We start from the raw sequence: 19,795 nt of genomic DNA on the forward strand, positions 1-19,795 counted from the left end.
GCCGCCCGTTAACGGCCGGTCTTGCGTCTCTTGAGAATCGGTAAGGTCGGCGCCAGGGCACCGGAAAGCGCGCCACATAGGGGGCAAGGGCGCGCAGGTCAACATTTTCGCCCCAAGTCTTTCTGGCCCCGTTGCTACCTCTGGCAAGCGGGACAGAACCAGGTGCTACGCCCTCCCTGCACGATCCGGCGGATTAGCCCACCATCCCCGTGCAGACAGGCCTCTCCCTCGCGCCCGTATACGCGAAACCGGGTGGCGAAATAGCCCAGTTCGCCATCGGGCCGCGCATAATCGCGCAAAGAGGAGCCGCCATCGCGGATCGATTCCTCCAGCACTTCGCGGATCGCCGGGAGCAGCCGGGTGAGCGCAGGCCGCGTCACCTTGCCGCCCGCCTTGCGCGGATCGATGCCGGCGCGAAACAGCGCTTCGCAGACATAGATATTGCCCAAGCCCGCAACCACGTTCTGATCGAGCAGCAATTGCTTGATCGCCTGCTTGCGGCCCTTGGTGGCTTCCCGCAGGTGGTCGACCGTCAGATCATCGCCCAGCGGTTCGGGCCCCATCGCGGCAAAGGCGGGCCAGCGATCTAGCGACCCCGTGTCGACCAGATCGACATAGCCGAAGCGGCGCGGATCGTTGAGCGCGAAGCGGTGCTGCGCCGTCTCCAGCACCAGATGATCGTGCTTCTCGTCCGCACCCGGATCGATCCGCCAGCGCCCGCTCATACCCAGATGGAAGATCATCGTGCTGGCGCGATCGGTATGGATCAGCCCGTACTTGGCCCGCCGTCCCAGCGAGGTCACGCGCGCGCCGGTCAGCGACTGCACCAGCCCCAGGGGAAAGGGAAACCGCATATCCGCCCGGTTGAGCACAACCCGCTCGATCCGCTCGCCATCGAGCAGACGCGCGAGGCCGCGCACGGTTGTTTCGACTTCGGGAAGTTCCGGCATGGGTGCCGGTTAGTCCGCGCGATGCGGCTTGTCCACGCTCGCCAACGGTCCTACCTGCGCTACTCGATCCGCCCGCATCAGGAGACCTGCCTTGTCGATCACGCCCCATGAAGCCTGCATTCCGCCCTGCATCACCATGCTCGGCAATATCAAGCTGTGGCTCGACAAGGCAGCAGAGCAGAAGCCGGAAGCCGAGCTGCTCGAAGCGCGGTTGGCGCCCGATATGTATGCGCTGGCGCGGCAGGTGCAGATCGCCTCGGACATCGCCAAGGGCGCGGCGGCGCGGCTGTCGGGCAGCGATGCTCCTGCCATGCCCGATACAGAGACGAGCTTTGCCGAATTGAAGGACCGCTGCGACCGGACCATCACCTTCCTGCAAGGGGTCGATCCGGCAGCGGTAGAAGCGGGCTATGGCGGCGAGATCGTCGTCACTTTCCCCAGTGGCGGCGGAATGCGGTTCGACGGGCCGACTTATGTCAGCGGGTTCGTCCTGCCCAATCTCTATTTCCACGCCAGCATGGTCTATGCGATCCTGCGCGGCGCGGGCGTGAGCCTCGGCAAGCAGGACTTCCTCGCCCATCTCGCACCCAACATGTTCGCGCCGCCTGCCGCTGCGTGAAACCGCCCAACCGCTGCGGCTTTCGCTGGAACCCCCCGTGATGTCCAGCTAAGGCCCAGCCCATGAGCGAACAGGTTTCCTTCGGATACGAACAGGTTGCCCCGGAAGAAAAGACCGCCCGCGTCGGCGGGGTCTTCTCCAGCGTGGCGAGCAAATACGACATCATGAACGACGCCATGTCGGGCGGGATGCACCGGTTGTGGAAGGATCAGTTCGTCCGGCGGGTGAAACCGCAGCCGGGCGAGGCGATTCTCGACATGGCGGGCGGCACCGGCGACATCGCCTTCCGGATGGCCGCGCGCGGCGCCGAAGTGGTGGTGGCCGATATCAACCAGGATATGCTCGATGTCGGGATCGAGCGGGCGATGCAGCGCGGGATAGATGGCCTCTCGTGGTCGTGCCAGAACGCCGAAACGCTGTCCTATCCCGATCGCCAGTTCGACGCCTACACAATCGTCTTCGGCATCCGCAACGTGACCTATATCGACAAGGCCCTGCGCGAAGCGCACCGGGTGCTGAAATATGGCGGGCGGTTTTACTGCATGGAATTCAGCACCACCGAATGGGGCGGATTCAAGGAAGTCTACGATCTCTATTCGCACCGGTTGATGCCGAAGATCGGCAAGGCGATTGCCAATGACGAGGACAGCTATCGCTACCTCGCCGAAAGCATCCGCCGCTTTCCCAAGCCCGCCGAGTTCGAAGCGATGATCCGGCAGGCCGGGTTCGTGCGGACCAGGGTGGAGAAGATCCTCGGCGGCGCGGTGAACATCCATTCGGGGTGGAAGGTCTAGGGTGACTCGCCCTTCAACGCATATTTTCCGGCTGCTCAGCTGGGGCCGCACCTTGGCACGTCACGGCGCGCTGCGCGGGATCGAACGCGATCCCAACACCCCGCCACCAGTACGGCGGCTGGTGCGGATTGCCCGCTTCGGCACCATTCAGCCGAAGGAGCCCGACTATGCTGGGGCCTTCCGCGCCATCGGCCCCGCGGCCATCAAGCTGGGGCAGACGCTCGCCACCCGCCCTGATCTGGTGGGCGAGGATGCCGCGCACAACCTGCTCAGCCTGCAGGACAGCCTCCCGCCGGTTTCCTTCACCTCAATCCGCGAGCAGATCGAGCGCAGCTTCGAACGGCCGCTGGAAGAACTGTTTGCCGAAGTCGACCCGGTGCCCGTCGGTGCCGCCAGCATAGCGCAGGTACACAAGGCACGCACAATCGAAGGACGCGAAGTCGCGATCAAGGTGCTGCGCCCCGGCATCCGCGAGAAATTCGCCCGCGATATCGCCACCTACGAATGGGCCGCTGCGCATCTGGAGGCGCTGGGTGGCGAAGCGACCCGGCTGCGCCCACGCCTGACCATCGCCAACTTCAAGCGCTGGACCAACAGCGAGCTCGACCTGCGGCGCGAAGCGGCCTCTGCATCCGAACTGGCCGAAGCGATGCGCGGGATCGAAGGCTATCGCATTCCGGAAATCGACTGGGACCGCACAAACGGCAGGGTGCTGACGATCGAGTGGATCGAAGGCGTCAAGATATCCGACCGGCAGGCGCTGGTGGAAGCCGGGCACGACCTGCCCGAACTGGCGCGGCGACTGGTGCTGGCTTTCCTCACCCAGGCGATCAGCGGCGGCTTCTTCCATGCCGATATGCATCAGGGCAACCTGTTCGTGAAAGCAGACGGCACCATCGTCGCCATCGATTTCGGCATCATGGGCCGGATCGACCGGCGCGCGCGGCAATGGCTGGCGGAAATCCTCTACGGCCTCATCACCGGCAATTACCGGCGGGTGGCGGAAATCCATTTCGAAGCGCAGTATGTGCCCAGCTTCCACTCGGTGGACGAATTCGCCACCGCCCTGCGCGCCGTGGGGGAACCGATGCGCGGCAAGCCGGTGAGCGAATTGAGCGTCGGCCAGATGCTCGACGGGCTGTTCGCCATTACTCGCGATTTCGACATGCAGACCCAGCCGCACCTGCTGCTGTTGCAAAAGACGATGGTGATGGTCGAAGGGATCGCCACCCAGCTCGATCCGGCAATCAACATGTGGGAAGTGTCCGCGCCCTACGTGCGCAGCTGGATCCGCGACGAACTGGGGCCGGAAGCTGCGCTGGCCGATCGCATCCGCGAGGATGGGGCAACGCTGCTCCGGATCCCCGAACTGGTCCGCCGCATCGAGGCACAGTATCCGCCGCGCGGCGGTGCACCAGAACCGGCACCGCTGCCGCATGTCGAGCTTGTCTGGGAACGGCGCGCGCGGCAGGGTAATGGCTGGTTCGGTTATGTCGTGGCGGCGCTGCTGGGGGGAGCGCTGGTCTATGGGGGGAGTGTACTGGGGTGGCTCGGCTAAGATCGCGACCCAGAACCTGGGACCGTTTCGCGCACTGGGCTCCCGGTGCGGCGATGCTGGTGCTGGCGCTGGTCGCCGCGCTGCTGGTAGGTGCCGCGCTGACCGAGCGGACTTCGGGCGATCCCTTTGCCGAGACTGCACCGGCTGCTGACGCTGCCCCGGCTGAAGCCCAGCCTGCGGCGAGCGAAGAACCCGCGCGCGATACCGACCTGCAACTCTACGATGCCATCGCCGAGCGGGTGGCGGCGGGCGAGAATTACCATGCGGCGGCGGTGGAGGAACAGCGGGCGCGCAATTTCCCCGTCCGTCCGGGCCTGGCTGTGCGCTTGCCGACGCTGGCCTGGGTTACTGCCGCGCTCGGCCACTGGGGAATGATAGCGCTGGCAGCACTGCTGGCCGTGGCCACGCTGGTGAGCTGGCATTACCGGCTGCGCGACGTGCCGGGCACGCAGGGGCGGCTGCGGTTCATCCTGCTGCTGCTGGTGATCGGCGCGGCGACCGGGTTCAAGCCGCAATACCTGGTGCTGCACGAAGTCTGGACGGGAATGCTGATCGCGCTTTCGCTCGGCCTCTATCGCCCGGAACGCTGGATTTTTGCCGTGATCGCGGGCGCGCTGGCGCTGTTTGTGCGCGAACTGGCGCTGCCCTTCGTGCTGCTGATGGCGGCGATGGCTTGGACGCGCGGCAATCGCGGCGAGGCGGCGGCCTGGCTGGGGGCGGTGCTGCTGTTCGGGCTGGCACTGGCTTTCCACCTGTCTGCCGTGGCGCAGCATGTGCTGCCGAGCGATCCACCCTCACCCAGCTGGCTGGCGCTGCGCGGGCTGGGTGGCTGGACTTCGAACATTGTCCTTTCCAGCCCGCTGTACCTGCTCCCCGGCTGGCTCGCGGCGCCGCTGGCCTTGCTGCCGCTACTCGGCTGGGCAGGCTGGCGCAGCTGGTTCGGTGTGACCGGGTTCCTGCTTTGCCTTGGCTACGGGGTGCTGTTCATGATCGCCGGGCGCGACAACAATTTCTACTGGGCGCTGCTGGTGATGCCGGTGTGGTTCGTCGGCTATGCCTTCGTCCCACGCGCGCTGGCAGGGCTGTGGCGATCGGTGCGCGACTATTGAGCGGGATAGCCTTTCCCGACCGCCCGCTTGCCCGCCTGCCGCGCTGGGGGGCGCTGGTGCTGCTGGCGCTGCTGGCGGGAGCAATGGCGTGGGCGGCGGTATCGGTTGGCCCCGTGGCGCAGGAAGCGGCACCGGCTGAGACTGCCGATGCGACTGAGCTCGACGACGAGGACGGAGGCGACCTCGCGCTCTACCGGCGCATTTCCGAACGGGTCACTGCAGGCGAGGGCTATTACCCCGCAGCGATGGCCGAGCAACGCGCTGGCAATTACCCCACCCGCCCCTTCGTCACCGTGCGCTTGCCGACACTGGCGACACTGCACGCCATTATCGGACTGCAAGGCGCAAACTGGCTGGCGATGGGCCTGCTGCTCTCCGCCATCCTGTTGTTTATCCACCGCCTGAGAGCCCTGGCCCAACCCGCAGAACGCATCGCCGCAGGCGTGTTGCTGCTGCTTGGCGGTGCGGCGGCGATTACGCCCGAGGCTGGGCTGATCCACGAACTGCTAGCGGGCCTGCTGCTGACTCTGGCGCTGGCGCTGTACGATCCGGCGCGCTGGTGGCCCGCGCTGCTGGTCGCGGGGCTGGCGCTGGCCGTGCGCGAACTGGCGCTGCCGTTCGTTCTGCTATGGTTGGCCTTTGCGCTGGTCGATCAGCGCTGGAAGGAAGCGGCGGGGATTGCCGCGCTGCTGCTGGTGTTCGCCGTGGGCATGTACCTGCATTACCTCGGCGTCGAGGCGCAGCGGCTGCCCGAAGATGCCGCATCGCAGGGTTGGGCCGCCTTCGCGGGTTACAGCCTGCCGCTCTACGCCATCGCCAGCCTCACCGCGCTGCTGTTCCTGCCGACCTGGCTCGCCGCCCCGCTGGCGATCCTGCCGCTGCTCGGCTGGCTCGGCCTTGGCGGACGACTGGGCCTGTTCGCCACGCTCTGGTTTGCCGGGTTCCTGACCATGGTGGCGCTGTTTGCCCGGCCGGAGAACTTCTACTGGGTCCAGCTCACCCTGCCCGCGCTGTTTGCCGGGTTTGCCTTCGTCCCCCGCGCACTCGCCGATCTGGCCACCGCATTAAGGGGCGGCACTAAAGCCTAATTTAACCATCATTTGCGATGGCGCTTGCCTGGGCTATTGAAGGGCGGGCACGCGTGCTGCACCAGCGCATCGAATCCGATCGGGAGGAAGCAACGACCAGTCCCAAGATCCTGCTTGTCGTGGGCGGCGGCATTGCCGCGTACAAGTCCTGCGAACTCGTGCGCCTGATCCGCAAGGGCGGCGCGGAAGTAACCTGCGTGCTCACCGAGGGCGGGGCGCAGTTCGTCACCCCGATGTCGCTCGCCGCGCTGTCGGGCAGGCAGGTCCACACCACGCTGTGGGACCTGAAGGACGAGGCCGAGATCGGCCACATCCAGCTCTCGCGCGAAGCCGATCTGGTGGTGGTCTGCCCTGCCACGGCCAACATGTTGGCGAAAATGGCGGCGGGGATTGCCGACGATCTGGCCACCACGCTGCTGCTCGCCACCAACCGCCCGGTGATGGCGGTGCCAGCGATGAACGTGAAGATGTGGCAGCACGAGGCCACGCAGCGCAATATCACCACGCTGCGCGACATGGGCATCACGGTGCTCGATCCCGACATGGGCGAAATGGCCTGCGGCGAATTCGGCCCCGGTCGCCTGCCGGAGCCCGAAGCCGTATGGATTGAAATTGCCGAAGTGCTGGGGCTGGATGCAGGAGCCGCCAGCACAAATATCGCCGCCTATCTCGCCCGCCGCTATGACGCCGAAGAACTGGGCGAGGAAGGCGAGGGAGAAGGCGGTTTCGGGCTTGGTGGCCTGCTCGGCTCGATCATCCCGCGCGCGGCGGCCAAGCCGGTCGACGATGACGACGACGAATTCGCGGACATGGAACTGCCCGAAGGGATCATCGAAGGCCCCGAATTGCCAGAACCGGATATGACCGGCTTCGAGCACCTGATCGCCCGCAAAGGCAGGGCCAGCGCCGCTCCTCCGACCGACCGCGAAGCGATCAACCACGAAGTCAACGCGCGCCAACAGGCTCCGCAACCCTTCGAGGGCGAGGGCGCAGCTGCGCCGGTGAATCCGATGCTCAACCAGCTCGATTCACCTGCCGAACTGGCGCTGGAGCAGGACTATGACGCCTTCGACCCGCTCGCCGGACAGCCCGATTTCGACGACGATATCGAGCGCCGCCCGCTCTACGGCAAGCACGTGCTGGTCACTGCCGGACCAACGCACGAGCCGATCGATCCGGTGCGCTACATCGCCAACCGCTCGAGCGGCAAGCAGGGCTTCGCCATCGCCGCCGCCGCCGCCGCTGCAGGCGCGAAGGTGACGCTGGTATCAGGCCCGGTGAACCTGCGCACGCCGCTGGGGGTGGATCGCATCAATGTCGAATGCGCGCTGGAAATGGCCGACGCGGTGCGCACGGCCCTGCCCGCCGATGTCGCGGTGATGGTCGCCGCCGTGGCCGACTGGCGGCCGCGCGATTTCAAGGGCGAGAAGATCAAGAAGCGCGGCGCCGCCCCACCCGCGCTGATCCTCACCGAAAACCCCGATATCCTTGCCAGCGTCGCCGCCAGCCAGGATCGCCCCGAACTGCTGATCGGCTTTGCGGCGGAGACCAGTGACGTAGTCGAAAATGCCCGCAAGAAGCGCAAGAGCAAGGGCGTCGACTGGATCGTCGCCAACGATGTTTCGGGGGACGTGATGGGCGGGGAAGACAACCGCGTCCACCTTGTGCGCGAGGGCAAGGTCGAGCACTGGGACGAAATGTCCAAGCAGGAAGTCGCGATGAAGCTCGTCACCCAGATCGCCGAACGGCTTACCGTCGATGCCTGAACTTGGGCCTGACGCAGTAGGTGTGCAGATCAAGCGCCTGCCGCATGGCGAGGGGCTGGCGCTGCCGACCTACGCCACGAGCGGCGCGGCGGGAATGGACGTACTGGCGGCGGAGGACATCGTGCTGACGCCCGGGATGCGCTACCCGGTCGCGACCGGTTTCGCGCTGGCCATCCCGGCGGGATACGAAGTGCAGGTTCGCCCGCGTTCGGGCCTTGCCTTGAAGCACGGCATAACCCTTCCCAACACGCCCGGCACCATCGACAGCGATTATCGCGGCGAGCTGAAGGTGATCCTGATCAACGTGGGCGATGCGGATTTCCCCATCGTGCGCGGAGATCGAATCGCCCAGTTGGTGCTCGCCCCGGTCACGCGGGCAGCGTGGGAAGAAGTAGCAGAACTCGACGATACCACACGCGGCGCAGGCGGCTTCGGCTCGACCGGCGGACACGCCAAGCTCTAGAGCGAAGCGCCGCTTTGTGCGGACCGCGCCGCGTGGAAACAGGCCGCCGCAGCGCCCCAGATCAGCGCGAAGAACGTCAGCACGCCCCATTCCACCGCATGCCCAGGCATCGTCCACAGCGCCGCCACCACACCGACGGCGAACTGCCCGGCGGAAAGCGTGGCCATGATCCAGCGCATCGGGGCGGCCCGGAACCATACCAGCAGGCTGGCAACCACCCCGATGCCTGCCATCGCAATAAAGACAAGGTTGGTCGGTTCCTCCTCGCTTCCGAGCATTCCGACGGCCCCGTTGATCCACACCGTAAGAAACCCGCCGAGCGCGGCTATCGCGATGCCGACCTTGTGCGGGGCGTTGCGCCCCACCGCGAAGGCAATCTCCGCTCCTGCGCCGAGCAGGCCAAGAAGCACCGTGGCGAAAGCGAAGTCGGAGGCGGTCCAGTGGACTCCTTCGGCATGCCATTGCATCGCCAAGGCGGGCAGAATCAGCAAGGCAAGCAGGCAGCCCCATCCTGCAAGTCGCCAGCCGTTGAGAAGGCGAGGGCGGGGGGAAACAGTTTCGGTCATCGGGTCATCCTTGCAGTTGGAATTTTCCCCCTCCCCATGCCCACCACCGAGGTGAGCGGCATGAGCAATTCGTGAGCAATGGCTGAAATCCTTCCCCCCGCCGTCCGCTGCTTCTAGGACCGCGCAACGCATGGACACCCCGCCCGCCATAATCCGCTTCGATGCTTTCACGCTCGATCTCGCCAACCGGCAATTGCGGCGGGCCGAAAAAGGGGGGAGCACGGAGGTGGAACTGGGCAGCCGTTATCTCGATGCGCTGGCGCTGCTAGCGCGCGAAGCCGGATCACTGGTTTCCAAGGACCGCTTCATGGACGAAGTCTGGCGCGGCATTCCGGTGACCGACGAGGCGCTGACCCAATGCATTCGCACCCTGCGCCGCGCGCTGGGAGACGATGCCACCAACCCGCGCTTCATCGCCACCGTGCCCAAGCATGGCTATCGGTTTCTTGCACGGGTTGAGCATGGCACGGGAGAACCGCCAGCAGTCGCGGGCCAACCTTCGCGTACATCGTCGACTTCCCTCCCTTCGCGTGTAGCCGGAGCCTGCACGCTAACGGGTGCCTTGGCTGGCGCGGCTGGAGGTCTGTTCTATGCACTGGCGGCGGGCACCGGCGCAGGCACCGGCGTACTCGTGCTTGCGGCAATGATCGGTGCACTCGGCACCCTGGCGGGTGCGGGAATCGGTCTGGCGCTGGCGATTGTACTCGCAATCCGTGGTCGCCCGGACCTCGGGCTGATCCCGGCCGGGACTGCAGGTGGGATGGCAACCGGCGCGCTCGGCAGCACGCTCGGTCGCGAGGGGATCACACTGCTGACAGGCAGCCAGGTCGCCGCAGTCACCGGATCGTTTGAAGGGCTGATGCTCGGTCTGGCCTCGGGAATCGCCGCATGGCTGGTGCTGGCACCCAAGATCAGACCTGCCATCAGGCTTGTGGGCGCTGCAGTTATCGGCGGGAGCGCGGGCGCTTTGCTTCATGCGCTTGGCGGCGTGCTACTCGGCGGCAGCCTGTGGCAATTGCAACAGGCGCTCGGCACTTCTCGACTGTCGCTCGAGAAAATCGGAGGGGCGCTGGGGCGGGATGGTTTCGGCCCCGTCGCCCAACTGGTGACGGCTACGGCTGAAGGAGCAGTTTTCGTCGGATTGCTTGCTTGCGGAATGGTTTTGGCAGTTCATTCCGACAGGCACTTGGTTCAGAACTGTTCGTAGAATCGCGACCGAAATGGAATATCTCTCAAACTGCTAAAGCCAGCCCGCATCCTTAAGAGGTCCAAGATTTGCCCTGCTGACGGGCGCTTCCAAGCCGTTGTCCAGCACCAGCCGGACATTGCGCCCGACGCGCCTCACATCCGCCACTGCGCCGCGTGCGACCCACCAGCTGCGGTGGACCTGCTCGCCAGCAATCCCGTCGAGCTCCGCCACGGCATCGCGCATCCGCAGCAGCACCAGTTCGCTGCCGAGCGCCGTATGCGCGCGGACGTAATGATCCTCCATTTCCAGCGCCAGCAAATCGGTTCCGAGGTGCGCCGGGAGCCGGTCGAGGAATCGGGGGGCTACGGCGGGAGCCGCCGGTTGTATTGGTGATTTCTGAACAGGCTGGACGGCAATCGTGCTTTCGTCGCGCCGGATCAGCGTGGTCGTTACCGTCACGATGGCGCCGATCAGCACGACCGAGAAGTAATGGGTAATCGTGGTCGCCAGATCGGGCACCGGGGCCGCGTTGGGTAGATAGGGCAGGACCCATACCGCCAAGGCCATCGGTAGCGAAGCGAGCAGCACCCCCGCAGCGCGCAGGCTCCAGGCGGGCAGTTCCAGCACGGGAGACAGCCGCCGCGCGGCTGCATCGATGGGCGCGTAGAGCAGATAGCCAAGCCAGGCGTAACCGAGCCAGATCACCAGCCGCTGTGCGAACGGCGTGTCATAGGTGCCGAACGGCCCCACCAGCGCCAGCACCACGCCGATCACGGTCATGATCGCCAGATCGATCAGCACACGCCGGACGAGCGGGTTTGCGACATTGCCGGGAGCAAGAGCGGTGGAACCGTGTGCCATTCCGCCTGAAACTAGCGCCCGTTCGCGCTTCGTAAAGTGGCAATTCCCTGCCAATCCGCGCATTTCGCGAACGGCTGCTCCCGTCGGCGAAGCCCGTGATGCGGGTGAATGGCGGGCGGGCAGAGCGGTCTCACGAACTTCGATGGAGACCCGCAATGACAACTTCGCTCACCCCCGCCCCGCCAGCCCGCAGCTTCGATATCGGCCCGGTAGCCCGCACTGCGGTCAGCCTTGCCTGCTTCACGATGAGCTTCGTGCTGATCGTGGCGCTGGGGCGAGCGGCGCTGGGCCTGGTCGATGACCTGCATCATTACGCCAAGATTCCAATCATGATTCACGTCGCCACGGTGGTGCCCGCCGTCATTCTGGGCGGCTACCTGCTGCTGGCACCCAAAGGCACGCCGCTGCACAAACTGCTGGGCAAGGTCTGGCTGGTGCTGATGCTGGTGACCGCGACGAGCGCGATCTTCATCCAGTCCAACGGCGGCTTCAGCTTCATCCACCTGTTCGTGCCGCTGACCTTCCACGCCGCGTGGAAGACCATCGCCACCGCGCGCCGGGGCGATATCGCCGGGCACAAGAAGCACCTGGTGTTCACCTACCTTACCGCGCTGATGATCCCCGGCATTTTCGCCTTTGCGCTGGAAGGGCGGCTGATGAACGTGATGCTGTTCGGCTAGCCCCGCTTCTTGAGCACCAGATAGAGCGCACCCTCGCCCCCGTGGCGGCGCGGCGCCGGTCTGACCGCAGCGATGTCGGAGGCGTGGGGGCCGGCCGCGAGCCAGTCGAGGAACTTGGCGCGGATCGCCCCGCGCTTTTCGCCCCGGTCGGCGGCGGCTACCGGGCGCGGCTTGCCCGTCACCACCAGCACCACCCGCGCGCCCATCGCCTTCGCCTGCACCAGCCCACTATCGAGCCTATGCCATGCAGAATCGAGCGTGTGGCCATGCAGGTCGAGCGTGAAATCGGGCTGGGTGGTGTCGCGGGCAAGGCGGCGTTCCCAGTGCGAGTCGAGGCCGGTCTGGTTGTACTTGGGGCGGGGAGGAGAACCAGCCGCAGGCTGGGGGAGGGGCACGCGCGGTTGCTTGACCGGCTTGACGAATTTCGGCGGCACCTTTTGCGACGGAGCGACGGTAGGGGCCACCGTCACTTCAAGCGGCTTGGGCTTCTCCTTGCGCAACGGCTTTACTGTCTTCGCCAGCCGGTCCCACAGCGCCTTTTCCTCGGGTGATAGCCCGCGCGGTGCGCTCATCGGTTCAGGCGGGCGGCGGCGGCGCGGGGGAGCAGGATCACCGCCTGCCCGCGCCCGCTCATCCCCCCCGCAATTTCACGCGCTTCGGCACCCGCGCCCCAGAAGGTATCGAAGCGATTGGGCCCGCGGATTGCTCCGCCGGTATCCTGCGCAATCCACAGGCCGTTGGCGACCTCGCGATCCAGATCGAGCACCACCGGCGCGCCATAGGGGACGAACAGCGGATCGACCGCCACCGTGCTGCGCCCGCGCACCGGCACGCCGATGGAGCCGAGCGGTCCAATCGCTGCATCCGGGCCGCTCAATTCCTGGAAGAACACCCAGCTTGCGTTCTCGCGCATGATCGCGCGGCCTTCTTCGGGGTTGGCCCGCAGATATGCCATGATGCCCTGCATCGAGGTGGCATAGCCGGTCTCGCCGCCGATCAGCCCGCGTTCGCGCATCAGCGCACCGATGCCGGTGTAGCCGTGGCCGTTCTGCCCGGCGTAGCCGATGCGGATCACCTCGCCTTCCGGCGTTATCAGGCGCCCCGAACCCTGAATCTGGAGGAAGAAGAATTCCACCGCATCGCTGGCATAGCCGAGCACCGGAGCGCGGCCTTCGAGCGCGCCTTCCTCGATCTCGGCGCGGGTGAAGTGGGCGACGCAGCGCCCGTCGGGCAGGCGGCGGCTGAGCGGGGCGCGGCCCTCGCGCTCGCTTTCGGGAATCTCATCGCGCCAGCAGCGTTCGAGATCGCTGGGGACACCGTACACGGGAACATCTGTCGGAGAACGGCGCGTGCGGCTCCCGGCGATTTCGGGTTCGAAATAGCCGGTTGCAAAGGCTGTTCCTTCGCCGACCCGCACCGGGGTGAAGTAGGTCGAGAAGAAGCGGTGCGCATCGGTATCGGCCCAGCCCGCAGCGGCATCACAGGGAACGCTCCAGTCCGCAGGAGTGGTCAGGCCGGAGACATCCTCGCGGGTGGTGGCGACGCGGCAACTGGCGCGGAAAGCGACAAGCGCGGCGCTGGCATCTTCGGATTCGACGGCCAGCGGAGCAGTGGGCAGCATCGTCACGCCGAGCGCAATGGCACTGGCAGCAACGGGAGCAGGAGCAGCGGGGACTGTGCCGGCTGGGATGATCCCCCCGCAGGCGGACAACAGGCCCAAGGCGATCAGCGGGACGAGGCGGCGGGACATGCTCACGCCGCCAGCGTTATCAAGCCGCGTCGGTCTCGTCGAGCAGCCAGGCGGGATCGTTGCTCTTGGTGTCGCGCATGAAGGTCCAGATGTCGCGGCTCTCGATCGCATCGTCGAGCGAACCGGCGATCACCGTGCCGTCCTTGTCGCGGGTGACACTGGCGATATCGGCGACGAACCGTACGGCAATGCGCGCGGTCCGGCCGTCGAGAACGGCGGAGTGAATGGTCGAATCCTCGATCCGGATCAGCCGGTTGTCGAGCACTACGCCCGCGCCCTCGCGTTCATCGATGGCGGCGACGAAGCTTTCGTAAACGTCGCTGTCGCACAGCTGCCGCAGTTCTTCCTTGTCCCCGCGCCAGAAGGCTTCGAGGATCATTTCGTAAGCACCGCGCGCGCCTTCGAGGAAGGGGATCAGTTCGAACCGGCGATCGGCGGAAGCGATGTCACGCAGCCCCTGCTCGATCGCGGGCGAAAACCCGGTGATCACGCGATCCGGGCGAGCCACTTCGGCCACCTGCGGCGGCTGGCCCTGCTGGCGCTTTTCGGCCTCCTGCTGCGCACGTTCGAGCCGCTGGGTCACCACCTCTTCCTCATGCTCCGCCTTGCGGCCGAGCACCGAATAGAGCCGCATGCCCAGAAAGGCTGCGATCATGGCGAGGATGACGATTTCCCAGATCACGCGATAGATTTCCCAAACTTACCCGCCGAACCACAAAATAAGAGGCCGTAATCCGTCACGGGCATTTCCGTTATAGTGAACGAGATAGGTGTCAAAAGCAAATGAACAAGCAGGGCTTAAGGTCCCCTGAAGCACCAGCGAAACATTTCGCCGCATTGCGCCCGCCCCGTTGCGGCGGGCAAACAAGGGTGATAGGCGCGCGCAGCACGAAATAGACGCGCGGCGCATCGGCACCGCTATCCACTCCACAGACGAAAGAAGCACGACAATGGCCGATGAAGGCGATGTTCTCACCAACCTCGATGCAGCTCCCCGTGGCAACGGCGCGGACACCCAACCCGTCGCCGGGATCCTCTCGCAATATGTGAAGGATCTCTCGGTCGAAAACCCGCGCGCGCCGGAAAGCTTCCAGTGGCGTGACCAGCCGGAAATGGACGTGCAGTTCAATATCGGCGCGAACAAGATCAATGACGAGTTGACCGAGGTCGAACTGAAAGTCACCGCCACCAGCCGCGCCAGCCAGGGTACGGCCTACATCGTCGATCTGACCTACTGTGGCGTCGTCGGCATGCGCAACATGCCCGAAGATCAGGTCCACGCATTCACGTATGCCGAAGCCCCGCGCATCCTGTTCCCCTTCGCCCGCCGGGTAGTTTCGGATGCAGTGCGCGATGCCGGGTTCGCCCCGCTTATGCTCGATCCGATCGATTTCAACGGGCTCTATATCCAGCAGTTGCAGCAGAAGCGCGCGCAGGAAGCGGCTGCAGGCGGCACGCCGCCAACCGGCGGCCAAGGCTGAACTGCGCCAAGCCAGCGGGCGACTGACGCATGAGCCTGCTCCGGAATGTCGGCACGATTGGCGGACTGACCCTGGTCAGCCGTGTTTTCGGCTTTGCCCGCGATATCCTGCTCGCCCGCGTGCTCGGCGCGGGCGGGGTAGGCGACGCCTGGCAACTGGCGTTCCAGCTGCCCAATATTTTCCGTCGCCTGTTTGCCGAAGGAGCCTTTGCCAGCGCCTTCGTGCCGCTGTTCAACCGTCGGATGACGAAAGAAGGCGATATTTCCGAAGCGCGCGAATTTGCCGCTGCGGTGATGGCGGTGCTGATCCCGATCCTGATCCTGTTCTCCGCGATTGCTCTGATCGCCATGCCGTGGATCGCCGGGCTGTTCGCCAACGAAGGGATCGAAAGCGATCCCGAACTGATGGACCTCGCCGTGGTGATGGCACGGGTGGCCTTTCCCTATCTCGCCTTCATGAGCGTAGCGACGGTGTTCGCCGCTATCCTCAATTCGCTGAACAAGTTTGCCGCCGCGGCCGCCGCGCCGATATTGCTCAACCTGTGCCTGATCGCGGCGCTGGTGTGGGGCGCGCTGCAGCCCGATTCGCTCGAACTGCGGCGCGAAGTCGGCGTATGGCTGGGCGTGGCGGTGACCGTCTCGGGGGTGTTGCAGGCGCTCTGGCTCGGCTGGTTCGCACTCCGCAACGGCTTCCGCATCAAATTGCGCCGTCCGCGCATGACGGCGGGGGTGAAGGAGCTGTTCATCCTGATCGGCCCCGCCGTGCTGGGCGCCGGCGTATACCAGATCAGTCGCTTTATCGACCTGTTTTTCCTCTCCACACTGCCCGATGGTTCCTACACGTTCCTGGCGATGGCGGACCGGCTGAACCAGTTGCCGATGGGGATTATCGGCATCGCGCTGGGCACGGCGATCCTCCCCGCCTTGAGCCGCTATGTGGCGCAGGACCTGCCCGAGGAGGTACAGCGACTGCAATCGAACGCGGTAGAATTGGCGCTGTTGCTGACCCTTCCCGCCGCCGTGGCGCTTTTCATCGCCGGCAGTGCATTCACCCGTGCCTTCTACACCGGCGGAGCCTATACGCTGGACGATGCGATGGCGACCGGCGCGGTTGTATCGGGGCTGGTGGTGGGCCTGCCCGCCTATGTCCTGATCAAGGTGCTGATCCCCAACTTCTTCGCCCGCAAGGATACCCGCACGCCGGTCTATACCGCTGGCGGAGCGCTGCTGGTGAACATTGCGCTAAATTTCGTGCTGGTGCCGCGCTTCGGGGTGATGGGGCTGGCGCTGGCGGGATCGGTTTCCGCCTGGTGCAACACGGCTGCGCTCTACACCATCCTGCACCGGCGCGGCTTTTACCGGCTCACCCCGCTGGTGCTGTCGCGCATTGCCCGCATCCTCGCCGCTACCGCTTTCATGGGCGCGGTTTTGTGGTATGCGCTGCCCAATGGACAAGGCTTCTACGCCGGTAACGCTCTTGAGCGCGTGGGCGCAATCGTCGCGCTGGTCGGTGTGGGCGGCTTTGCCTTCCTGCTGGCGGCAGTGGCGTTGCGGGTTGTAACCCGCGAGACCATCGGCCAGTTGAAGCGTCGTCAGGGTTGAGGCCCGCCTTACTTCTCCATTTCTTCCAGCACAGGATTTCCCATGCCCTCCACCAGCATGACACCCGGTTCGATGACCGTCGTTTCCGGCATCCAGCCCACCGGCAAGCCGCACCTCGGCAACTATCTCGGTGCGATCCGCAATTATGTGAAGTTGCAGGATGAGGCCCATGCCAGCGGCGGGCGGTGCTTCATCTTCCTTGCCGATCTGCACGCGATTTCGATGCCCCACATCCCGGCAGACCTGCATTCGGCGACGCTGGAAATGGTCGCCACCCTGGTCGCCTGCGGGCTAGATCCCGCCAAGTCTGTGCTGTTCAACCAGGCACAGGTGCCCGCACATGCCGAACTGCAATGGCTGCTGATGGGCACCGCGCGGATGGGCTGGCTCAACCGGATGACGCAGTGGAAGGACAAGGCCGGCAAGAACCGGGAGGGCCAGTCGGTCGCGCTGTTCGGCTATCCGGTGCTGCAGGCTGCCGACGTGCTGCTTTACCAGGCCACCCATGTGCCGGTGGGCGAGGACCAGAAGCAGCATCTGGAGCTGGCGCGCGACATTGCGCAGAAGTTCAACAACGACTTTGCGACTGAGGATACGCCCGTCTTCACCCTGCCCGATCCGTACATTCCGGAAGAAGCAGCACGGATCATGTCGCTGCGTGACGGCAGCCGCAAGATGAGCAAGTCCGAACCTTCGGACATGAGCCGGATCAACCTGTCCGACACTGCCGACGAAATGGCGCAGAAGATCAAGAAGGCGAAGACCGATCCCGAACCGTTGCCCAGCGAACTGGCAGGGCTGGAAGGGCGTCCTGAAGCGCTCAACCTGATCGCAATCTACGCCGCGCTGGCGGGGACGACACCGGCGGCTGTGCTGGCCGAACATGGCGGCAAGGGCTTCGGCCATTTCAAGCCGCTGCTGGCGGACAAGCTGGTGGACGTGCTCGGCCCGATCCGTGATCGCTTCGTGGACCTGAAGGAAGACCGCGAGGCGCTCGACGCCATTCTTGCGCGCGGAGCGGCGCAGGCGCGGGAGGCGGGGCGAAGCACGCTGGATCGCGCTTACAACGCGTTGGGACTGGTCCGCGGCTAATCTGGGCAAGTTCCCGCGATTACAAATGTTTACAGACGTCTACGCCTGAACGGTTCAACCCGCGTTCAGCACACCCTTGCTATTGCACGGCTCATCGTAGAGATTTGTGCGCGTCCGGGTGTTGGGGCGAAGCACAGCCACCTGCACCTGATTCGAAAGAAACGAGCCATGAATATTACCACCTCGCTCAGGAAGAGCCTGAAGCTCGCCGCTATCCCCGCGCTCGCGCTGGGCCTCGCTGCCTGCGCCACGCCGTTCCGCGCAGACGTATCGCGGTTCGAGAGCCAGTTGCCCGCACCGCAGGGTGAAAGCTTTTTTGTCGTAGCCGACGATCCCGCGTTGGCGGGCGGGCTGGAGTTCTCACTCTATGCCGATCATGTTGAAGCGGAGATGGCGGAACTCGGCTACGTCCAGGCTGCCTCGCCGGAAGAAGCCACGTTGCTGGTCCGCTTCGATTACGGCGTTGACGAAGGGCGTGAGCGCGTCCGCTCGACCGGCTTCGGCTACGGCTACCATGATCCCTTCTACAGCCCCTGGCGCAGCTATTCGCGCCCGGTGCTGTTCCGTGACCGGCAGGGCCGCACCCGCGTTGCCTACCTTGGCGGCAGCCGCTGGGGCTACGGCTGGCATGATCCTTTCTTCAGCCGCGGCAGCGATATTACCAGCTACACCGTCTATACCAGCGGGATCGATCTGAAGATCGACAATGCGGCCACAGGCGAACGCCTGTTCGAAGGCAGCGCACAGGCGGCCTCGCAATCGAACCGGCTGCAATATCTGGTGCCGAACCTGGTTGAGGCGATGTTCACGGATTTTCCGGGTAATTCGGGCGAGACAGTGCGCATATCGGTCGCGCCGGAAGAAGGCCAGCCGCGCCGCTGAGCGATTTCGCGGACAAAAATTCACAAGGGCGGTCCTCCTTCGCGGGAGGGCCGCCCTTTTTTGCGTCACGCGCGGGCGATTGCCATGAGTAGGCAGGCTCAGACGAGCGAGGTGCAGAGTCTTTACCGGGTTGAAGTTCTCGCCCAGCAGGGATCGCCTGTCGCGGTGGCGAGTTGCACTCGCACCTGATCATCGACTACGGGCACTGCCATACCACGCCGCCCGCACATCCCGGCGCGTCCGGCACCGGAATCTATTGAAGGAAGTTACCTGATGTTCAAACACTTCGGTGGGTCGCTGATCTTCACCGCTGTCATGCTCGCCTTGGGCGGATGGTACGGCTGGGTATCGACCGGAACGATCGGGGGGGTGCTCAGTATCCTGTGGATTTGCATTATCCTCTCGATCCTCGAAGTCTCGCTGTCGTTCGACAATGCGGCGGTAAACGCTTCGGTGCTCAAGGATATGGATCCGGTCTGGCAGGCACGCTTTCTAACCATCGGGATCATCATCGCCGTTTTCGGGATGCGTATCGTCTTCCCGCTACTCATCGTAATGATCGCCGCCAGCCTCGGCCCGATCGAGGCGGTAGATCTCGCACTCAGCAGGCCAGACGAGTACCAGCGCATCGTCAGCGATGCACATATCGGGCTGATGGGCTTTGGCGGCGCATTCCTCGGCATGGTCGGCCTCAAGTTCTTCTTCGACGCCGACAAGGAACACGACTGGATCAGCGTGATCGAGCGGCCGCTGGCCAAGGTGGCGAATATCGAAGCCGTGGCCATCGGCATCGTGCTGGCCGGCACCTGGGCAACCTCAGCTATGCTCGCCGATGACGACGCGCTGACTTTCATCGTCGCGGCTATCGGAGGCTTGCTCACTTACATCGCTGTCGAGATCGTCAACCATGTGCTCGAACCGCCCACGCCTTCCACTGGTGATGTAGCCAAGGCAGGTTTCGGGGCCTTCCTCTATCTTGAAGTGCTCGACGCCAGCTTCTCGTTCGATGGCGTGATCGGTGCCTTCGCGCTGACCAACAACCTGATCGTGATCGCGATCGGCCTTGGTATTGGCGCGATGTTCGTCCGCTCGATGACGATCTTTCTTGTCCGCAAGGGAACGATGTCCGAATACCGCTATCTCGAACATGGCGCATTCTACGCGATCATGGCGCTGGCGGTGATCATGTATGTGAACACCTTCTACCATATCCCCGAAGTGATTACCGGCCTTATCGGCGCGGTATTGATCGGACTCGCATTTTGGTCGTCGGTTCGCTGGAACCGCGCCAATCCCCACGGCGAATCGGACATCATCGCCGACATGAGAGCCTGAAAGGGCTCCAC

20 protein-coding genes are annotated in these 19,795 nt (G+C 64.9%); 14 read left to right on the forward strand and 6 right to left on the reverse strand.

All coding sequences use genetic code 11. The features are described from left to right. Positions 1 to 134: 134 nt before the first annotated feature. On the reverse strand, positions 135 to 950 hold the full coding sequence (gene mutM, locus JY451_03855) for a bifunctional DNA-formamidopyrimidine glycosylase/DNA-(apurinic or apyrimidinic site) lyase (GenBank protein ID QZH75737.1): 816 nt from the start codon (positions 948 to 950) through the stop codon (positions 135 to 137). A gap of 91 nt (positions 951 to 1,041) precedes the next feature. Here mutM and JY451_03860 point away from each other — a divergent pair, with 91 nt between their 5' ends. From JY451_03860 to dut, 7 genes are all read left to right on the forward strand, one after another. After that, positions 1,042 to 1,569: a DUF1993 domain-containing protein gene (locus JY451_03860; protein QZH75738.1), complete on the forward strand. Its 528-nt coding sequence runs from the start codon at positions 1,042 to 1,044 to the stop codon at positions 1,567 to 1,569. 62 nt (positions 1,570 to 1,631) lie between these two features. Continuing rightward, on the forward strand, positions 1,632 to 2,363 hold the full coding sequence (locus tag JY451_03865) for a class I SAM-dependent methyltransferase (GenBank protein QZH75739.1): 732 nt from the start codon (positions 1,632 to 1,634) through the stop codon (positions 2,361 to 2,363). A gap of 1 nt (position 2,364) precedes the next feature. After that, positions 2,365 to 3,921, forward strand: coding sequence for a 2-polyprenylphenol 6-hydroxylase (gene ubiB, locus JY451_03870; protein QZH75740.1), 1,557 nt, complete (start codon positions 2,365 to 2,367; stop codon positions 3,919 to 3,921). Then, on the forward strand, positions 3,909 to 5,030 hold the full coding sequence (locus JY451_03875; protein ID QZH75741.1) for a hypothetical protein: 1,122 nt from the start codon (positions 3,909 to 3,911) through the stop codon (positions 5,028 to 5,030). The genes ubiB and JY451_03875 overlap by 13 nt, the downstream gene beginning before the upstream one ends. Beyond that, complete coding sequence (locus JY451_03880) at positions 5,027 to 6,118, forward strand: hypothetical protein (GenBank protein ID QZH75742.1); 1,092 nt, start codon at positions 5,027 to 5,029, stop codon at positions 6,116 to 6,118. The genes JY451_03875 and JY451_03880 overlap by 4 nt, the downstream gene beginning before the upstream one ends. 17 nt (positions 6,119 to 6,135) lie before the next feature. After that, a complete protein-coding gene (locus JY451_03885) occupies positions 6,136 to 7,884 on the forward strand; it encodes a bifunctional phosphopantothenoylcysteine decarboxylase/phosphopantothenate synthase (protein ID QZH75743.1) in 1,749 nt (582 codons plus the stop codon). Then, positions 7,877 to 8,347 carry a dUTP diphosphatase gene (gene dut / locus JY451_03890; GenBank protein QZH75744.1) on the forward strand — a complete coding sequence of 157 codons (471 nt, stop codon included), beginning with the start codon at positions 7,877 to 7,879 and terminating at the stop codon, positions 8,345 to 8,347. The genes JY451_03885 and dut overlap by 8 nt, the downstream gene beginning before the upstream one ends. Here the strand turns inward: dut and JY451_03895 are convergent. Further along, complete coding sequence (locus JY451_03895; GenBank protein ID QZH75745.1) at positions 8,344 to 8,913, reverse strand: hypothetical protein; 570 nt, start codon at positions 8,911 to 8,913, stop codon at positions 8,344 to 8,346. The genes dut and JY451_03895 overlap by 4 nt on opposite strands. 130 nt (positions 8,914 to 9,043) lie before the next feature. Here JY451_03895 and JY451_03900 point away from each other — a divergent pair, with 130 nt between their 5' ends. Beyond that, on the forward strand, positions 9,044 to 10,120 hold the full coding sequence (locus JY451_03900; GenBank protein QZH75746.1) for a transcriptional regulator: 1,077 nt from the start codon (positions 9,044 to 9,046) through the stop codon (positions 10,118 to 10,120). A 33-nt stretch (positions 10,121 to 10,153) separates the two neighbouring features. Here JY451_03900 and JY451_03905 read toward each other — a convergent pair whose 3' ends face one another. Then, positions 10,154 to 10,963 (reverse strand): LytTR family transcriptional regulator DNA-binding domain-containing protein, encoded by an 810-nt coding sequence (locus JY451_03905; protein ID QZH75747.1) that lies wholly within the window; start codon positions 10,961 to 10,963, stop codon positions 10,154 to 10,156. Between the two features lie 155 nt (positions 10,964 to 11,118). On the opposite strand from JY451_03905, the gene JY451_03910 reads away from it, so the two are divergent. Next, on the forward strand, positions 11,119 to 11,643 hold the full coding sequence (locus tag JY451_03910; GenBank protein QZH75748.1) for a DUF2306 domain-containing protein: 525 nt from the start codon (positions 11,119 to 11,121) through the stop codon (positions 11,641 to 11,643). On the opposite strand, the gene JY451_03915 is transcribed toward JY451_03910, so the two are convergent. Genes JY451_03915 through JY451_03925 form a run of 3 tightly spaced genes read right to left on the reverse strand, consistent with a single transcriptional unit; the run spans position 11,640 to position 14,075 of the window. Next, positions 11,640 to 12,215: a Smr/MutS family protein gene (locus JY451_03915; GenBank protein QZH75749.1), complete on the reverse strand. Its 576-nt coding sequence runs from the start codon at positions 12,213 to 12,215 to the stop codon at positions 11,640 to 11,642. The two genes, JY451_03910 and JY451_03915, sit on opposite strands and share 4 nt — an antisense overlap. After that, positions 12,212 to 13,393: a murein transglycosylase A gene (locus JY451_03920; GenBank protein ID QZH76545.1), complete on the reverse strand. Its 1,182-nt coding sequence runs from the start codon at positions 13,391 to 13,393 to the stop codon at positions 12,212 to 12,214. Before JY451_03920 ends, JY451_03915 begins: the two co-directional genes overlap by 4 nt. Before the next feature lie 19 nt (positions 13,394 to 13,412). Continuing rightward, complete coding sequence (locus tag JY451_03925) at positions 13,413 to 14,075, reverse strand: Tim44 domain-containing protein (protein QZH75750.1); 663 nt, start codon at positions 14,073 to 14,075, stop codon at positions 13,413 to 13,415. A gap of 268 nt (positions 14,076 to 14,343) precedes the next feature. On the opposite strand from JY451_03925, the gene secB reads away from it, so the two are divergent. The 5 genes from secB (at position 14,344) to JY451_03950 (ending at position 19,784) form a co-directional block, all read left to right on the forward strand. Then, a complete protein-coding gene (gene secB / locus JY451_03930) occupies positions 14,344 to 14,874 on the forward strand; it encodes a protein-export chaperone SecB (GenBank protein QZH75751.1) in 531 nt (176 codons plus the stop codon). A 29-nt stretch (positions 14,875 to 14,903) separates the two neighbouring features. Next, a complete protein-coding gene (gene murJ / locus JY451_03935) occupies positions 14,904 to 16,475 on the forward strand; it encodes a murein biosynthesis integral membrane protein MurJ (protein QZH75752.1) in 1,572 nt (523 codons plus the stop codon). Positions 16,476 to 16,547: 72 nt separating this feature from the next. Beyond that, on the forward strand, positions 16,548 to 17,567 hold the full coding sequence (gene trpS / locus JY451_03940) for a tryptophan--tRNA ligase (protein QZH75753.1): 1,020 nt from the start codon (positions 16,548 to 16,550) through the stop codon (positions 17,565 to 17,567). Positions 17,568 to 17,735: 168 nt separating this feature from the next. Continuing rightward, positions 17,736 to 18,449 (forward strand): DUF4136 domain-containing protein, encoded by a 714-nt coding sequence (locus JY451_03945; protein ID QZH75754.1) that lies wholly within the window; start codon positions 17,736 to 17,738, stop codon positions 18,447 to 18,449. A 273-nt stretch (positions 18,450 to 18,722) separates the two neighbouring features. After that, positions 18,723 to 19,784 (forward strand): DUF475 domain-containing protein, encoded by a 1,062-nt coding sequence (locus JY451_03950; GenBank protein QZH75755.1) that lies wholly within the window; start codon positions 18,723 to 18,725, stop codon positions 19,782 to 19,784. The last annotated feature ends 11 nt before the right edge of the window (positions 19,785 to 19,795 follow it).

Origin of the sequence: Erythrobacter sp., from assembly GCA_019739335.1 — a bacterium.
GTDB lineage: Bacteria > Pseudomonadota > Alphaproteobacteria > Sphingomonadales > Sphingomonadaceae > Alteraurantiacibacter.

Bases quoted from the DNA above. Each gene is read 5' to 3' on its own strand.
- JY451_03895 (QZH75745.1), bottom strand. From the start codon at position 8,913: ATGACCGAAACTGTTTCCCCCCGCCCTCGCCTTCTCAACGGCTGGCGA.
- JY451_03950 (QZH75755.1), top strand. From the start codon at position 18,723: ATGTTCAAACACTTCGGTGGGTCGCTGATCTTCACCGCTGTCATGCTC.
- secB (QZH75751.1), top strand. From the start codon at position 14,344: ATGGCCGATGAAGGCGATGTTCTCACCAACCTCGATGCAGCTCCCCGT.
- JY451_03885 (QZH75743.1), top strand. From the start codon at position 6,136: ATGGCGCTTGCCTGGGCTATTGAAGGGCGGGCACGCGTGCTGCACCAG.
- JY451_03915 (QZH75749.1), bottom strand. From the start codon at position 12,215: ATGAGCGCACCGCGCGGGCTATCACCCGAGGAAAAGGCGCTGTGGGAC.
- JY451_03865 (QZH75739.1), top strand. From the start codon at position 1,632: ATGAGCGAACAGGTTTCCTTCGGATACGAACAGGTTGCCCCGGAAGAA.
- mutM (QZH75737.1), bottom strand. From the start codon at position 950: ATGCCGGAACTTCCCGAAGTCGAAACAACCGTGCGCGGCCTCGCGCGT.
- dut (QZH75744.1), top strand. From the start codon at position 7,877: ATGCCTGAACTTGGGCCTGACGCAGTAGGTGTGCAGATCAAGCGCCTG.
- JY451_03920 (QZH76545.1), bottom strand. From the start codon at position 13,393: ATGTCCCGCCGCCTCGTCCCGCTGATCGCCTTGGGCCTGTTGTCCGCC.
- murJ (QZH75752.1), top strand. From the start codon at position 14,904: ATGAGCCTGCTCCGGAATGTCGGCACGATTGGCGGACTGACCCTGGTC.
- JY451_03900 (QZH75746.1), top strand. From the start codon at position 9,044: ATGGACACCCCGCCCGCCATAATCCGCTTCGATGCTTTCACGCTCGAT.
- trpS (QZH75753.1), top strand. From the start codon at position 16,548: ATGACCGTCGTTTCCGGCATCCAGCCCACCGGCAAGCCGCACCTCGGC.
- JY451_03905 (QZH75747.1), bottom strand. From the start codon at position 10,963: ATGGCACACGGTTCCACCGCTCTTGCTCCCGGCAATGTCGCAAACCCG.
- JY451_03910 (QZH75748.1), top strand. From the start codon at position 11,119: ATGACAACTTCGCTCACCCCCGCCCCGCCAGCCCGCAGCTTCGATATC.
- JY451_03945 (QZH75754.1), top strand. From the start codon at position 17,736: ATGAATATTACCACCTCGCTCAGGAAGAGCCTGAAGCTCGCCGCTATC.